This window comes from Maribacter arcticus (genome assembly GCF_900167935.1).
GTDB classification, from domain to species: domain Bacteria; phylum Bacteroidota; class Bacteroidia; order Flavobacteriales; family Flavobacteriaceae; genus Maribacter; species Maribacter arcticus.
Window position 1 is genome coordinate 234727 of sequence record NZ_FUYL01000006.1, and the last position, 16151, is coordinate 250877.

The window sequence follows — 16151 nt, forward strand, 5'->3', positions numbered from 1 at the left end:
AAAACATAGAAGCTAATCTAGTTTACTTTTATATTTTTGCAATCTGATTTCAGGATGTAATCCTTGAAAATATTCTTGATTAATTATAAAAAATAAGGTCTTGAGTTTTTTGAAATGATTATTTAAATTTCGGGATGTAGCGCAGTCCGGTAGCGCACTCGGCTGGGGGTCGAGTGGTCGCAGGTTCAAATCCTGTCATCCCGACAAAAAGGGTGTCATTTGACACCAAAACATAGCTAATCTTATGATAGTCAAGGGTTTTCATTTTTCTTGAAATCATAAGATTGGCTTTATTATCAAATCAAAGGTTACCTATTCGGTTACCTGGTTTATTACCAGAATTTTTACTACATTGGTAATTCAATAGATTTGACTTTCGCAACGATTTGACTTTCGTAAACAAATCGATTATTAATTTAAAGCGAGAGTTTATGCAGACTTCAAAGACTTTTAGTATTCATTTTTGGTTGAGTATGGCCAAGAAAAAAGACGATTTCGCACCCATATATGCCCGTATTACGGTCGATGGTAAACGTGCCGAAATCAGTTTAAAACGGTTCACTTCGGTTACCTATTGGGATACTCGTTCCAAAAGGGCAAATTCGAGAACTTCCGAGGGGAAATCCCTCAACGTGTATTTAGACCAAGTTTACTCTGATTTATTGGAATGTCAGAAACAGCTTGTTGGAGAATCCAAATACATTACCGCCCAAGCCATCAAGGCGAGGTATCTCGGCGAAGATGAACAGCACAAAACACTTCTCCAACTGGTTTCCTACCATAATAAAAATATGGTTTCCGTGCTCAAGCCCGGCACTTTGAAAAATTATTATACTACGGAACGCTATATCAAACGGTATTTGAAGAATAAGCTAAAGACCAATGACATTTTCCTCAAACAATTATCCTATAAATTCATAATTGACTTTGAACAGTTCCTTCGTAACGGTAAATCTATAAACCGTTCCCAACCCTTAAAGAACAATGGGGTTATGAAACATTTGGAACGATTAAAAAAGATGATGAACCTCGCCCTTCGATTGGAATGGGTGGAGAAAGACCCTTTTTTAAGATTCTCGCTGAAGTTCACAAAACATCAACGAGCGTTTTTATCCCAATCGGAACTTGAAGTTCTGGAATCTGCTCAGCTTTCAAAAGAGATTCATCAGAAAACAAAGGACGTTTTTGTCTTTGCCTGTTATACGGGCCTGTCTTATATCGATGTGAAATTGCTTAGCGATGATCATATTGTACGCGGTATCGATGGGGAATATTGGATATTCACAAAAAGGGAAAAGAACGATGAAGCGGTAAAAATCCCTCTTTTGGAAAAGGCTCTTGATATTATAAAAAAGTATGACCAAGATTCCGAAAACGAACAGGAAAAACTTTTGCCTGTATTTTCCAATCAAAAAATCAATAAATATTTGAAGGAAATAGCGTCAATACTTAAAATCAATAAAAAGCTTACGTTTCATGCGGCAAGACATACGTTCGCAACCACCGTTACACTTTCCAATGGAGTGCCCATTGAAACAGTTTCAAAATTGTTGGGGCATACAAAGCTTTCCACAACTCAAATCTATGCCAGGGTCATTGAACAGAAGGTGTCATCGGATATGCTTTCGTTGCGCAGTAAATTAAACACGAAGAACCAGGCCGAAACAGGGGTGCCTTATCAATAATTCTGTTCAGAGAATACCTTTTGGGTTCTAATCCAGTTCACATCACAATTTTCATCACTCAATATCATTGAAGGTTTATCCAGTACCATAAACTGGATTTTCTATTAGGACATTAGGAAATAAAACCCGTTCAGCACATTCCTCTACATTTCGCGAAAAGCTACATTCCGAGAAAAGACCTTCACTACTCAGGTCTTGGACACAATCCCCAATGTCAGCTTTCCATTCCGTTAACCCTTTCCGCTGCGCTAGAAAGGAACACTTCATTTCAGAGCCAAAATCGTGAATTAAGTCCGCCAAATCGGAATTCCATTATTCATTTGGTGTCGCTTCCTATGGTTTTGTACTTCACAAAGGCCTTTAGGTTCACCTTTCGTACCATCACGGTTATTCCCTTTTTATGCCAGCAAAATACCAACATTGGGAAGTTGAACGGACTGCATAAACCAGGCTCACTTCGACTGCGCTCAGCGCAGGCTACCCTCGCTCTTTTTTATAAGTCCTTATCAATTCCAAATATTGAAAAAGTATCGGCAACAAAAAAAGGTAACAGCGACGGCACTATGGGATGTAAATCTAAAATGAAGGGTATGAAATCTTACAAAAACATCAAAAAGGAAGCGACACCAAAAAAAACAAAAAAGGAAAACGCTCTAGATATAATAAGTAAATCACTTCAAAAAAACAGAAACAAAAACTATCTGAATGGTTCGGGTAGCATTTTAATTAATCTTTAAATCTATTACTATGAGTACTTTAAAAAATCATGTACAGTTAATTGGAAACGTTGGACAAGAACCAACTATTACGAATCTTGATAGCGGTAAAAAAGTAGCCCGTTTTTCATTGGCAACAAATGAGTATTACAAGGATGCCAAAGGGGAAAAACAAACGGACACCAATTGGCACACTGTTGTTGCTTGGGGCAAGACTGCGGAAATCATCGAAAAATTTGTAGGCAAAGGAAAGGAGATCGGGGTAACCGGGAAACTTAAGACACGAACCTATACCACCAATGAAGGAAATGAACGCTATGTTACTGAAGTCGAAGCAAACGAAATCCTTTTACTTGGAAGTAAAAACGACTAGTACTATTTAAAAAGCAAAGGGCGTTCCCGAAATTAAACGCCCTTTTTTCAATTCTCATTATTAACCTTTTAAGTAGAAAACAATGAAAGCACAAGTTAACGAAATCAAAGAAGGATTGCAACATTTTCACGGAACGGAAATGTTCTATCAAATACCATTATTAAAAACCCGTTTTACGGACGGGTTAAAATATTTATCCGAAGTCGCTGAATGTTTTTGGCTTATAACAGACACTTCAGTAATCGCAAAAAATCTGATGAACCGAAGCGAGTTTATAACGATAGACTTCAAAAGGCTACATAAAGAAAAACAGGATTTTGAAGGATACGAAGCGGAAATAATTTACAGCGACGGCAATGATACTATTTTGCAAAAGCAAAGATATAGGGTAACCGATTTTCCACTCGATGAACTGCGGTTATTTTTTGTAAATGATACGTTGATGTTACCTAGCGAATATTAAAATCTACAGCTATGGTATATCTCAATTTTACAGACCTGAGCGAAGAGGCGCAAAACCGACTTTTAGAAAATTCTAAAAAAGACGTTGAACGAAAATTTGGCGATAGTCTTCGAAAATATATAAAAGAAAATCACACCTGTTTTGAAACTATGGTTGAGGAAGAAGCAATACGGAATTTGTATTCTTATACTTTTATTTTTAACCCTTAAATTTTAAAATAACTAAATTGACACCTCTGAAAATACAGGGGTGTTTTGCTTTTAATCAATATCATATCAAGAAAAAAATTGTATCTTTAGTTTGCTGATATACAGCATTCAATTTTAAGTAGGGTTATCCATTTTTCGACTTTCGCCGATAACCGTACACATCGAAATAATAACATATCGGAAATTCATTTCCTTAAAATGGCAATTGGCTTTTTAGCCAGATTGTATGAAATTTTTGTTCGCCTGCAGCGAACGAAAAGGAATAGCAAGAGGGTAACACGCTAAAGCGATGTTTCGGATTCCTTTTCGTATTCAAATCACTGATTACCAACGACTTGAAATTATATTAATTTCTTGAAAATCAACGATTTGCGACAAACGGGCTGGAAACGCCCATTTTTAGGAAAGATTTTGCGACAAATCGGCGAATTATGAAATCATTTATCGGAATTAGATTCAAAAAGAAAATAGCAAAACGTTTTCAGGAATTTTCAAAAACACACTTCAAATCACATACCGAGGCAATGGTGCAAAAAACCGTCAAAGTGAACCACTGAAAACGGATTTTTTTGAACGACTTAAAAAATCGTTTCAGACTATCCTATAAAAGGGTTTGCAATAAATATTGCTATGCTCACTTTAATCCGGCGGGGGTGGTATACTTTGTCCGTCCTTTCCAGCTTAAGGATTATGCCTATAAATATTTCGAGGAAAGGGACAAAAATGCCTTGGCCTACTTGCCCAAATTGATCAATAGTTAGATATGGAGTTTACTTTTCGATAATGCCCTAGGGATTTGACATTTGGAAGTTATTTGCCGGATTGGGAATATTTCTTTTCGGAATGTTCTTGATGGAAGAACCCAACAAAAAACTTTCTGGCAGGTCATTCAAACGTCTAATCAGGGAATACATCTCCGGTAAGATCAAATCTATATTTTCAGGGATACTTGCAACCTCGATTATCCAAAGTAGTTCGGCCGTCTCACTTATGATCCTTGCATTTGTTAGTGCAGGAATCATGACGATGGAAAATGCCATTGGGGTTATACTAGGTTCTAATATAGGCACAACAGTTACAGCATGGATTTGTTGCAACCCTTGGGTTTAAGGTTAGTATAGAGAGCTTTGCACTGCCATTGATAGCAAGTGGTGGTCTTGGTCTTATTTTTCTTGGTAATTCTGAAAAATACGCCAACATAATCAAGCTAGTTGTTGGCTTTGGTTTTCTTTTCATGGGTCTTGACTATATGAAAGTGAGCATGGAAGTTTTTACAAGTACCCTGGATATCAATTCGATACCTGATTACGGAATTTTATTTTATCTAGTGATTGGAATATTACTTACTACGATAATGCAGTCCAGTTCTGCGACTATAGCGATAGTTCTTACCGCCCTGAATTTGGAAATATTAAGCTTCAATTCTGCGGTAGCCATGGTTATAGCTCCAAGTAAGATGTCGGCACTACAGCCACCATCTTACTTGGAGCTATAGGTGCCGTTCAAGTGAAAAAAAGAGTGGCGTTCAGTCATTTCGTGTTCAATCTGGTAACAGCATTGGTTGCACTTCTGGCAATGCCTGTTCTAGTATATATTGTACTTCAGCTTGTGGATATTAAAAATGATGCCGTTATAGGTTTGGCTTTGTTCCATACTATTTTTAACCTTTTAGGAGTCTTGATATTTATCCCTTTTATCCCTGTTTTAGCTAGGGTACTGATTAAAATATTTCTAGATATAAAAACGGAGGTCACTTTATTCGTCAACAATACTACCACTGATATTGCGGAAGCGGCCATTTCTGACATGAAAAAAGAGACGCTTCATTTGGTCAGCAAAGTACTTCCCTTTAACCTGAGCGTCTTACGCATTGATGAAAAAATCGTCTTTTCGTAATATGACTATAGTGGACCAGAAATAAAGCAAACCAAGGTATCAGGGTAGGATATGTATGATAACCTGAAATTATTACAGGCCGAGATTTTTACTTTCTCGGCAGGCATACAATCCAACGAACTATCTGAGACCGAATCACGGGACCTTAATCGTCATCTGCACGGGGCAAGAATGTCTTTGCATTCTGCAAAAAACATTAAAAGATGTTAAGCATAATTTCGACGAATTCGAGAATTCCGATAGTATTTTTTTGAATGACCAATATACAAATTTCAGAAAACGTTTGATGGAAACCTATCTAAAGATAGATAAGCTAATTATAGAGGACCCGAAAAAGGATAAAACAAAGTCCATCCTAAAGATATTGAAAAACCTCAAAGATGATGACCAATATTTTCTAAGGTTAACTACGCAGGCAGTAAGCAGTAAGCAGTTACAGGATATGGAGGTGTCAACGGCAATTATCGTAAATTTGGCATTCCTTCAATCATCTAAGCAGATATTATTGGCCATTCGCGAATTAGTGTTGAGCAATGAAGAAACTCAACAGTTTGAAGACGTTCAGGATATTAGTGATGAATTGAGTGAAAATGAGTGAATAATTTAAAGAAATTAATATCCAAAGAACTTGGATAAATTATAAACGAAAATTGTAATAATCTATACCCATGAAAACAACATTGACTAATTTCGTTTTAATTATCTACACGTTCTGTTTGGCATCGTGTACCGATAAAGATGGACAGACTGAAAAGGAGGGTTTAACACAAGAAGAAAATATTGTGCACGACAATAGTATTGGCTTTGACTACCTCATTCAAGAAGAAGTATTTGTGCCCATTTACTCGGAAATCTACACCAAAAAGAGAGAATATTTCTTTCATTTAACTGCGACCTTAAGTATCAGGAATACCAGTAAAGTAGATACTCTTTTTGTCAAAAATGTAGACTATTACAACACCAATGGGGAATTTATTCGTAGCTATCTTAAAAGGCCTGTTTATGTAAAGCCTTTTGGGACATTGGAATATGTTATTGCTGAAAAAGATTCATTGGGTGGTAGCGGGGCCAATTTCCACTTGGTTTGGGGATCTAATAAACCTATAAAACCTTTTATACAAGGAGTTATGATAGGAATATTTAACCAACAGGCTTTTGCCTTTACCACACTAGGGGTTACAATTTCTACCAAAGAATAGTTGATTTTTATTGGAGGATGGTTGAATGGTTTTTCTTGAGGTGTACATAAGTTTTAAAAAACCAATCTTCACTAAAAAAGTAGAAAATTGATGTTAAATATTGATGCGGATAGCTGAATAATGTTTTCCTTTAGTAAGCCCCTTGAATATCAGAATTATGAAAACGATACCTACTTTTGGTAGCAAGCTTAGAAAAAATATTGTCACTTTGCCAGAGGTCATAGACCAATGTAGCGGCATTCGTATTTTTGGCCAACTATTGAAATCATTTTTGTTTTCTACTGATGTGGCAATAATCCGAAATACCAATGCGAATGCGATTATTGCGGTTTATCCTTTTACTCCACAGCCTTTGATTTCCCATTCTTTGATCTTGGCTGCTGACAAACCTATTTTTTGCGGTGTCGGTGGAGGAATTGCCACAGGTCTTAGATCTATAGAACTTGCTATTGATGCCGAATTTCAAGGCGCATTAGGGGTGGTACTCAATCGGCCTACCCCTAATGATCTGATTCAAAAGCTTAAGGAGAAAGTTGATATTCCTGTAATTGTTACGGTGGTATCTGAAAACGATGATTTTGAAGGTAGGATTGCTGCTGGTGTAGATATATTCAATGTGTCTGGTGCCGACAAGACCGCTCACATCGTAAAGAAGATTAGGGATATCGACAATGCTGTGGCTATTTTGGCAACAGGGGGTAAGAGTGATGAAACCATCGTGCGCGTAATTGAAGCGGGTGCCAATGCTATCTCCTATACGCCTCCAACTTGCGGAGAGTTGTTCAAGGTAATAATGGATCAATACAGGAATGAAACAAAGCATCCGTCCCCGAACAAGGCAAAAGAGTGAAATATTACGTTTAGTATCAAATAAGTGATTTGTGTCATTTCATCCAGCAGTAACTTCAGATATCTTTGGTGCCTTATCAAACAAAGCATTCTAAACTATGAGCACTTCGGATAATTTACGGGACTTACAATCTAAGATTGTAGAAATGACCGCCATGATAGAAACTGATTATCCAGAACTTTATGGGTTTCAATAAGATGATACTATCACCCTTCCTACCTCGGATAACCCGCAAATGAATGAAGATGCCCTACTACAATATCTAGATAGCTTATCGCAGTTGGTAAAACAATATTTGAAGACAAGGGCAATTCAGCATTGATGAGAAGAATCTTTGGTTAGAATTTAAACACGACATCAATAAATCTAAAACCGCTTTTGAAAAATTTTGAAGATTATTGCAGAATACCTCTTCCCAGAGAACGAGCCTAAAACTATCTAAATAACAAAAAAGCTCTAACCATGATAAAATCCTTTGTTTCAAGACCAAATCCTCAGGTGGCTACAGAGCTTGTATATAAAGAAATAGAGCATATGAAAAGTCTCAACTACAAAATAAAAAAAATCTCAAGAGCGAAATGTCGTTATTTCAATCCGCTTAGCAATACAAGAGAGCTGCATTTTACTTTTACTATATGGTTCGAAGAGGTAGTAGTTCCACACAAACCAGAGCAATAAAACCTTCGTAAATCTAATTGCTACGCTTTTTTATCAGGTTTTCTATGGAAAAATAAGTAAAGGGACCTGAGTATGGTAGACCATTTTTTTGATTATGCTTTTGTGAAAAAGGCGGTCGGTAAAATTTCTTTTTCTTTCGACCAAGGCCAGAAGGTCAGTGTTTGATTCTTTCAATAAAATTTCTAACCGTTCCTCTATCTTATCCCAGTATAAAAACTTGTAGTCCAATCTACCGTAGCTGACTGTTTTAGATACCTCATCCCTTAAGTTGTCGGCGTAATGTTTTTCCTCCTCATTCTTGTATGCGGTTTCCGTTACATGTACCACATCAATAGAGGCTTTATAATGTTTTGCGAGTTTTACTAGAAAATTTATGTTTTCGGTATCTTTCTCTTCATAATCTGTTGCGAAGATCATTTTTTCAAAACCTTTATAAGACACTTTTTCAGGAATTGTCATTACAGGAAAATCTGTTTTCTTGATAACCTTATAGGTGTTGCTACCAAAAACCTTGTTTTCCACAGATCCTGCACCTGTTGTTCCCATTACCACTAAACAGGGCTTCTTTTCGTTGAGATATTTAGGCAGCCAAGACAGGGTGTCGCCTTGTAATACCTCTGTACCACAATCAATTCCACTCTTTTCAATGTTTGATTTTAATCTGAACAAACGGTTTTGGGCTTTTATTTCCAGTTCTTTTATTTCTTCCAAAACACGAAGCGGATTTTCTTCTGATTTTAGAATACCACTAGCATCAACGAAATGTACAATTTGAATTTTACATTTCAAGGCAGTGGCCATGGCTATTGCATAGGGCATAGCGTTTTCTGCGCAGGTCGAAAAATCAGTCGGGTAGATGATCATTTTAGGCTCCATTCTATTATTTTTAAGTATGCTAGACACATATAGATTAATAATTTAACCGTGCTAGCTGTGTTAGTCTTTTAGTTTTCTATTTTTAAGGATATTTGTTGTATAGTCGTTAATTTCAAATTTCAAATCTTTAAAGATTTCAGAACAATCCACCACCTGTGCCTTTAAAACTTCATGTTTTTGACTTAGCTGAAGATTGAACTCACAGTCCAATACTTCCAATATGCCTCCCAGTTTGTTTTCGTGCTTTGAAATACTGTTTCTTACCTCTAATTTGATAGCTTTTAACTTCTTTAAACGTTCTTGGTAGTCTTGCACCCGTTCAAAATGATCGGGAGTATTGGGTTGGTACAGATAGGAATTCATTAATCGCTCTAAAAAAACCATCTCATCGTCAACGAATTGCAAGGTGGACTTCCAGTGCTGGCAATCCCAATGCCACTTCTCTAGTTGTAGTTGATGTTCCGATTTTGTTTGGCCAGTGCCCATGGTAAATTACGCTGTTTGACCCAAGATATGATTAATGAAGAAAATCGGACATGATAAAAATCATCAGGAGGTATTTTTAAACAACGACCTCAATAACTTCATGAAGTTTGGGAATATGAACACTCCAACCAAATGTGTCTTTTATTTTTACCCTAAAAGCATCTAAGGCCGTAGGCTCACCATGAATTAGAAATACTTTCTCAGGAACGTTTTTGATATTCCGCATCCAATCTATCAGTTCCGCTTGGTCTGCATGGGCAGAAAGACTTTCTAAATGAACAATTTTAGCCTTTACGGGATAGTACTTACCAAACAATTTAAGTTCGTGGGCTCCATCCAGCAATTGTCTTCCCCTTGTACCTTCTGCCATAAAACCTACCAATAAGACCGTTGTTGACACAACATCGATTAACTGCTTTAAATAGGTTAATACTCTACCACCCGTTACCATACCACTACCAGCAATGACTATCTTGGGTCTTGGATCGTCTATGGTTTTCCAAGTGTCTTTGTAAGAGCTTATAATTGTTATATGGTCACACATCTCATGATACTCTTTCATGGGGAGTTTATGCCATTCTGGAAAACGCTCAAAGACTGATAATACATTGTTGCCCATGGGGCTGTCCACAAAAATTGGAATATTGGGAATGCGGTTCTTTTTGTACAATTTCCACAATTGGTACATTAATGATTGCAATCGTTCTACGGCAAATGAAGGGATAATTAGATTTCCCCTTTCACGGATGGTTTTATTAACAAGATCAACCAGAATTTGTTCCACATTTTCGTCAGGATGTAACTTATTCCCATAGGTGCTTTCAATAAAAAGATAATCCGCCCATTTTGGTCTTTCGGGTGGGGGCAATAAAAAATCCTCTTTTCTTCCTATGTCTCCTGAAAACAAGAATATTTTTCCAAAAATATCCAATTCGATAAAGGTCGCTCCTATGATATGCCCGTTATAATTGAACCTGAATTTTATGTTATCCGATAGCGATATCCAAATGTTTTTTTCTTCAAACTTGAACAAATCAATTGCTCTTTCTACTTCTTCTACGTTATAAAAAGGCAATGCAGGCTTATGCTTACTGTATTCTTCGTCGTTCGCTTTTTTAGCCTCCTCTTCGTGTATCTTGGCACTATCGAGTAGAATAATCTTTGTTATGGCGAGTGTGGGGGCAGTACCTACTATGCTTCCCTTAAACCCTTCTTTTACCAATCGGGGTAAATATCCCGTATGATCCAAATGACCATGGGTTAACAAAACCACATCAATTTTAGATACATCAATGGGCAAAGGTGTCCAATTGAGATTCCGTAATTCTTTTAAACCCTGGAACATGCCGCAGTCAACTAAAATATTTTGCTCGGGCGTTTCTAAGTAAAACTTGGAACCAGTTACCTCACCAGAGGCACCTAAAAAATGAATCTTAACTTTTTTCATAAATACTTAGCAGTTGCAAAGAAGCCTTACTTCTTCCATTATCTTTTTTTTTCGGTTTTCCGCAATTCCCAGATGATCCAAGAAAAAGGAATCTTTCAATAGTTGTTGGCATAACACCACATCTCTGCTCAATAGAAATTGCTTTTCCCTATTGGTTAGCATAGTTGATACGGTTATCGGATATAGTCCCAACCTGTCGATTCTGTCCCTAAGCCCATTGCCCTCAGGAAAATCCCAACATAGTAAATGCAAATCGGCACATTTTCCATATTTTCTAGCATCTTCGGTAAAACGGGTGTTGGTCACTACCCAACCTTTGTCCATTTCTTTTGTATTCTCCTTCTTGGTTTTCCAATGGGCTTTTACATCTTGGTAACGGGAATGGATATACAGAGGTACTTTAACGTCACAGTTTCGACCTTCTTCATTATGAAATTTGCATTCCACAATAGTTACCTGTCCATTTTTTTCAGCGAAAACATCAATTTCATGTGTAACACAAATACCCTGCATAATTTTACCTACTTCGGTCTTGTACCCTGAATATTCGAGAATTGCGCTAACAAATTTTTCAAATGGAAAACCTGTAGGACCTAACTCGTAAATCGCCTTTTTCAATTTGTATTTGGATGCAAATACTGGCTCATTTTTCTTCAGTATGGCAAAAGCACGATTGTATATTTCTTTGGAGGTAATACCTTGATACAATTCATCACGCACGCGATCCAATATTCGTTTAATTAATTGGTCATTGGCTCCACTACGTTTTAAAGATCCGCGTAATTTGCTAACGGAAAACTGTACTTTTTCTCCAGAGGATTTAATAACTTCCATATTCATTATTTAGAAATACTATTGTTTGATACGCACATCCATTTCTGGAATTTTAAGCAATTGTAGTGTTGTAGAGGCAAGTGTTACTTTTTCGCTACTTTGTGAAATCGCTTTTTCTATGTTCTCGAAAAGTTGATGTTTTGTAAGTCGTCTTAGCTTGTAGTCGGTTATGTATCTGAGGTTCAATTCTACCCAATTATCGGTCAAACGAATGGCGATGCTGGGGTCTAATTTGGCATTTTCGAGAAAGTAACGGTCTACCAACTCTTCCCATTTTGCTTTGGAATTTTTGGTATAGTCAGCGAGCAGCTCATTTGCCTGATCTAGCACAATTTTTTTTGCCAGTTCGAGATCTGAGCCGTAAGCTATGGGAATATTGAGTTCGTCCCAAACGAACGGGAAATCCATAGAATAGTTTTTGATAGGGCCTTTAAAAACAAAAGCATTACTGATTTTGACAATTCTGCCAGAATAGTTATCTGTGCTTACCCATTCCCCCATTTCCATAAGGGTAGTGAACATATTGTTGATGTCTATTACATCTCCTTTAATAGCATTGATTTCTATTCGATCCCCAGGTTTATAAACCCTGAACATAAGAATGTAAAATGACCCAGCGATACTTAAAATCAATTCCTGCAACGTAAAAGCGATACCCGCAGTAAAAAGACCTAGAATGATGGTATAGTTCTTTAGACTATCAAATGTAAAGGACAAAACAACAAGGAGAATTATAAAAAAGTACCCAACAACATCAATGGTCTTTTGTGCCCGGTATGCAATGCCCGTATTATCAATACGTCTTTTAACCAACTTTCTGAGAAAGCCCATGCCGACAATGATAACGACTACCCAGAGCAGTAGTGTGGCCAGCTTGATAACAATTGGCTCCTTAAAGAGTTCTAATACTTCTTGCATTCAAAACAAATTATTAATTCATTATTCTATGTCTTTCAATACCAAAATGGGGATTTCCGAATAGAAACCTAACTCCTTTACCAGCGGATTGGAGAGAATACTACCAAAGAACATATGTTTTTTGTTCATAAAAGCGACCATGCCACTTTCCCTACTTTGGATAAAGGTGTCAATGCCTTTTTGTACCTTAACATTAGTCATGGTATGAAAACTGTGACCTACATCATCTAACATATGATCCAATAGCACTTTATTGTTTTCTTGTGTCTTACTTAGTTTAGAACTCTCCATGACATGCAGTACGCGAATGGCCGACTTATGGTTCTTGGCAATATCCAAGAGGACTTGAATTTCTTTTCTTTTAAAACTAGCCTTAAAGTCCGTGGGGAAAACGATTTCTTTAGGTGGCGTAAATCGAACGTTTTCAGGTATAGCTAAAACCGGACATTCTGTTACCTTTTCCATAATATTTACGGTATGTGTTCCAAAAACCGTTGACCTTGTGCCCCCAGCACCTTTGGTACCCATAATGACAATGTCGATATCTTTTTTATCAATGATGTTCTTTAACCCATACAGAATGGAATTGAATTGTGAAATTGTATGAAAGGTATGTTTCGGGTTTTTTTCACGTAGGTTCAAAATTTCTATTTGTTTTTCCAAACCATCCAAAGAATATTTTTTGGCAGCATCATAATCAACATCTCCAGGTTCTGGTACCATTAAGCTTTTAGTAGAGTACCCTTTCACTTGAAAGACGTTCAATAAATAAAACTCACATTTTTCCTTTTCGTGCATATCCAAAGCATACCGAATTGCGTTTAGGGCATTATTGGAAAAATCGGTGGGCAACAAAATTCTCTTGTCCATGATGTATTTTTAGGTTTATAAGGTAAAAATAGAACCGAGATTGCGGTTGTGCCATGACATTTATCAGTCCTCACTAGGAATTATTAAAAAAGGGATATCTAAATTGAAACTTACTTTTTTTATAAGCGAACCTTGTACTAATTTTTTAAGAAAACCCTTCTCATAATTGATCATTGTCAACATATCAATACCCGAATCTTTTAAAAAGTTGTTTATTGTCTTGGTCTTATTAGAGAAATTGGGCATCCATTCTACTTTATAATCTACGGGGTCGAGATATTGTTTTAAAACATCCCTATTTGATTTTTGGGTTTCATCCAAACTTTCAGATTCCAAGACTCGAAAGATGCGGATAGAGGCATTAAAAAGGGAAGCCATAAAAAGCAAGGGCGAGATGACCTTTAGGTTAAAACTTCGCTTGTAATCGGTTACAAAAGCTATTTTCTTTACAGGTTCAAAGTCAATTTCACCAGGCACCATCAATAAAGGACATAACTTCATCGTATTTATGGTCTCTACAGCGCTACTACCCATAAAAATCGCTTTCGCAGCGGTCGTTCCCTTATTACCCATGACCACTAGATCAACGTTGTTCCTTTCCACCGTTTTTGAAATGGCTTCTACCAAATCGCCTTTAGTACTAATGGTCTTGAACATGTGATTGGTATTTCCGTTGTCCAATACTATTTTATGCAGGGTAATTTTTAGCCCTTCTTCTGACTCATCGCTTAATTGATCTAGCAAGGCATCGCCCTTACCCGTGGGGATTCTTTTGCTCGTTAATGGTGTATGTTCTTCATACGTATTGAGTATGTAAAAAGTGCAAGCCTTATTTCTTAATAGCTGGGTAGCATAAAACAGCGCGTTGTATGCGTTACTGGAAAAATCGGTTGTGGCGAGAATGTGCTGCATGACCTCAGTTTTTTGTATCATATGGAAGGACCATAAGGGGAAACGTTAGATTGAAACCTAATTCCTTTATTAGCGATTTGGAAAAAATACGCCCTATCAAAGAATGTTTTAACCTTAGCATAACTAATAAATCGATCTTATTATCGAAGGTAAAATCAATTATTGCATCCGGTATATCGTTATCGGTGTCAATATGAAATTGACAGGGAATGCCTTTTAGGATTTCTTCTAAATTTGCTTTACGTGCCAACTGACCTTCAGTTAGTTCATATCCCCCTGAAACATACAGCAGTTCGATTTCGGCACGTTTTTGTTTAGCAATATTTAGCAACTCCTTTAATTTTTCTTTTTGGTACACAATGCCATAGTCTGTAGGAAACAAAATCCTTTTGGGAGACTTATATGTAAAGTTGGAGGGAACCGCTAGTATTGGGCAGGCCGCCTTTTTTAAAATATGTATGGTATTGGTTCCGAATAAGATATCGCCTGCCCCGGTTGCACCCTGGGTACCCATAATGACAAGGTCAATATTTTCCTTGTCAATTATTCTTTCGACTTCATCTACCAAGGTGTTAAAAGCACAATGGGGTACAAAAAGGTGTTTGGGGTTTTTAAATTTCTTAGAAATGCGTTTTTGTAGCTCTGCCATTTGTGCCAGGGAAGATTCTTGACTTGCATCCTTGATATCGGTCTGGCCTGGATTAAACTCCTCCAATTTGTCATGGTAGGTAGAAGGTGTGAATGTATTCAATAAGTAAAACGCGCATTCCTCCTTTTTAAATAGATTTAGGGCATAGCTTATGGCATTAAATGCATTTTCCGAAAAATCGGTGGGTAGTATTATTTTTTTCATTTCTATATCTTTACGTTTTAACGAAATCTGTTTTGCATTACTAAAAAAGGAACCTTAATGGTCAGGGTTATTTCATCTATAGAGGAATGGAACAGAACTTTTTCCATGTATGAATGCCTTGTATTTATCATTACCAGAAGATCAATCTCACTTTTTGAAATAAGTTGGTTTATGGCAACTGACTTATCTTCAGCAAGAATGGTGTCAAAGACCAAATCTGGTTTGGTAAGACCATTCAATAAAAACTGCTTATTATCTTCCTGCCATAAAGAAAGAGTAGCCTTGGGGTTTATGTACAGCATATGAATAGTGGATATAAAAGAACCTGACATTTCGTTCAATAACTTCAGTTCCCTTCGTTTATAGGGTACCAAATAATCTGTAGGGAAAAGTATTTTTTTGGGCTGATGATACAAGAAATTTTCTGGGATAGCCAGAACAGGACATAGCACATACTTAAGCAATTGCACGGTATTACTACCAAATGTAATCTTAGGGTCATTGGTTTTTCCTTTGGTGCCCATGACCACGATATCTATATTTTCTTGGTTGACCAAATCGTTCGCCTCATCGGTAAGAGTGCCGAAAGCGGACAGTGTCTTGTATTTATGTTTTGGATTGGGAGAATATTCCATGATTTCATCCCATATTTTTTTGAGCTTTTTCTCTGAATTTTGATAAACTATTTCTTTTATATCCCCAATTGAGTTTTTGTTTTCATTTGAATGGCGGGAATAAACTTCGTCTGCAAAGGCATGTAGGATGAAAAATTCACTATGTTCATATTTAAACAGTTGGCAAGCATATTTTAATGCATTGAATGCGTTATCAGAAAAATCTATTGGAATCAAAACCTTTTTCATCGTTGCTATTTAATGATTATGGT

The 16151-nt window shown here is 36.8% G+C and carries 21 protein-coding genes, 1 tRNA gene and 1 pseudogene; 14 read left to right on the top strand and 9 right to left on the bottom strand.

Translation table 11 applies throughout. The features are described from left to right. Positions 1–130: 130 nt before the first annotated feature. The 14 genes and pseudogenes from B5X55_RS11225 to B5X55_RS18680 all read left to right on the top strand — a co-directional run bounded on the left by B5X55_RS11225 (position 131) and on the right by B5X55_RS18680 (position 8069). Positions 131–204: transfer RNA gene (locus B5X55_RS11225), tRNA-Pro, on the top strand. Between the two features lie 227 nt (positions 205–431). Beyond that, positions 432–1685: a site-specific integrase gene (locus B5X55_RS11230; RefSeq protein WP_079512715.1), complete on the top strand. Its 1254-nt coding sequence runs from the start codon at positions 432–434 to the stop codon at positions 1683–1685. Between the two features lie 428 nt (positions 1686–2113). Further along, a complete protein-coding gene (locus B5X55_RS11240; protein WP_143814470.1) occupies positions 2114–2422 on the top strand; it encodes a hypothetical protein in 309 nt (102 codons plus the stop codon). Between the two features lie 10 nt (positions 2423–2432). Beyond that, positions 2433–2774, top strand: a complete 342-nt coding sequence (locus B5X55_RS11245; RefSeq protein WP_079512718.1) for a single-stranded DNA-binding protein — start codon at positions 2433–2435, stop codon at positions 2772–2774. Positions 2775–2856: 82 nt separating this feature from the next. Next, positions 2857–3237, top strand: coding sequence for a DUF6876 family protein (locus B5X55_RS11250; RefSeq protein WP_079512719.1), 381 nt, complete (start codon positions 2857–2859; stop codon positions 3235–3237). A gap of 11 nt (positions 3238–3248) precedes the next feature. After that, entirely contained in the window at positions 3249–3446 is a 198-nt protein-coding gene (locus tag B5X55_RS11255) for a hypothetical protein (RefSeq protein WP_079512720.1), read from the top strand. 431 nt (positions 3447–3877) lie between these two features. Then, a pseudogene (locus B5X55_RS19340) lies at positions 3878–3973 on the top strand (BfmA/BtgA family mobilization protein); the annotation flags it as partial. A gap of 295 nt (positions 3974–4268) precedes the next feature. Beyond that, entirely contained in the window at positions 4269–4556 is a 288-nt protein-coding gene (locus B5X55_RS19290) for a Na/Pi symporter (RefSeq protein WP_143814471.1), read from the top strand. A 7-nt stretch (positions 4557–4563) separates the two neighbouring features. Continuing rightward, positions 4564–4941 carry a hypothetical protein gene (locus B5X55_RS11265; RefSeq protein ID WP_143814472.1) on the top strand — a complete coding sequence of 126 codons (378 nt, stop codon included), beginning with the start codon at positions 4564–4566 and terminating at the stop codon, positions 4939–4941. 23 nt (positions 4942–4964) lie between these two features. Next, positions 4965–5342 carry a hypothetical protein gene (locus B5X55_RS11270; protein ID WP_143814473.1) on the top strand — a complete coding sequence of 126 codons (378 nt, stop codon included), beginning with the start codon at positions 4965–4967 and terminating at the stop codon, positions 5340–5342. A 286-nt stretch (positions 5343–5628) separates the two neighbouring features. Then, positions 5629–5940 (top strand): hypothetical protein, encoded by a 312-nt coding sequence (locus B5X55_RS11275; RefSeq protein WP_079512724.1) that lies wholly within the window; start codon positions 5629–5631, stop codon positions 5938–5940. Between the two features lie 70 nt (positions 5941–6010). Continuing rightward, positions 6011–6541, top strand: a complete 531-nt coding sequence (locus tag B5X55_RS11280; RefSeq protein WP_079512725.1) for a DUF3124 domain-containing protein — start codon at positions 6011–6013, stop codon at positions 6539–6541. Positions 6542–6698: 157 nt separating this feature from the next. Next, positions 6699–7391 carry a beta/alpha barrel domain-containing protein gene (locus B5X55_RS11285; RefSeq protein WP_079512726.1) on the top strand — a complete coding sequence of 231 codons (693 nt, stop codon included), beginning with the start codon at positions 6699–6701 and terminating at the stop codon, positions 7389–7391. A gap of 462 nt (positions 7392–7853) precedes the next feature. Then, positions 7854–8069, top strand: coding sequence for a hypothetical protein (locus B5X55_RS18680; RefSeq protein ID WP_143814474.1), 216 nt, complete (start codon positions 7854–7856; stop codon positions 8067–8069). 42 nt (positions 8070–8111) lie between these two features. Here B5X55_RS18680 and B5X55_RS11290 read toward each other — a convergent pair whose 3' ends face one another. The 9 genes from B5X55_RS11290 to B5X55_RS11330 all read right to left on the bottom strand — a co-directional run bounded on the left by B5X55_RS11290 (position 8112) and on the right by B5X55_RS11330 (position 16128). Then, a complete protein-coding gene (locus B5X55_RS11290; protein WP_079512727.1) occupies positions 8112–8945 on the bottom strand; it encodes a universal stress protein in 834 nt (277 codons plus the stop codon). Between the two features lie 60 nt (positions 8946–9005). Continuing rightward, positions 9006–9431 (bottom strand): hypothetical protein, encoded by a 426-nt coding sequence (locus B5X55_RS11295; RefSeq protein WP_079512728.1) that lies wholly within the window; start codon positions 9429–9431, stop codon positions 9006–9008. Positions 9432–9507: 76 nt separating this feature from the next. After that, on the bottom strand, positions 9508–10878 hold the full coding sequence (locus B5X55_RS11300; RefSeq protein ID WP_079512729.1) for an MBL fold metallo-hydrolase RNA specificity domain-containing protein: 1371 nt from the start codon (positions 10876–10878) through the stop codon (positions 9508–9510). Positions 10879–10884: 6 nt separating this feature from the next. Then, entirely contained in the window at positions 10885–11718 is an 834-nt protein-coding gene (locus tag B5X55_RS11305) for an ATP cone domain-containing protein (RefSeq protein ID WP_079512730.1), read from the bottom strand. A 12-nt stretch (positions 11719–11730) separates the two neighbouring features. Then, positions 11731–12630: a mechanosensitive ion channel family protein gene (locus tag B5X55_RS11310; RefSeq protein WP_079512731.1), complete on the bottom strand. Its 900-nt coding sequence runs from the start codon at positions 12628–12630 to the stop codon at positions 11731–11733. Positions 12631–12651: 21 nt separating this feature from the next. Next, positions 12652–13500 carry a universal stress protein gene (locus B5X55_RS11315; RefSeq protein ID WP_079512732.1) on the bottom strand — a complete coding sequence of 283 codons (849 nt, stop codon included), beginning with the start codon at positions 13498–13500 and terminating at the stop codon, positions 12652–12654. Between the two features lie 63 nt (positions 13501–13563). Beyond that, positions 13564–14412, bottom strand: a complete 849-nt coding sequence (locus B5X55_RS11320; RefSeq protein WP_159447536.1) for a universal stress protein — start codon at positions 14410–14412, stop codon at positions 13564–13566. A gap of 4 nt (positions 14413–14416) precedes the next feature. Continuing rightward, a complete protein-coding gene (locus B5X55_RS11325; RefSeq protein ID WP_079512734.1) occupies positions 14417–15265 on the bottom strand; it encodes a universal stress protein in 849 nt (282 codons plus the stop codon). 17 nt (positions 15266–15282) lie between these two features. Next, entirely contained in the window at positions 15283–16128 is an 846-nt protein-coding gene (locus tag B5X55_RS11330) for a universal stress protein (RefSeq protein WP_079512735.1), read from the bottom strand. Positions 16129–16151 lie beyond the last annotated feature (23 nt).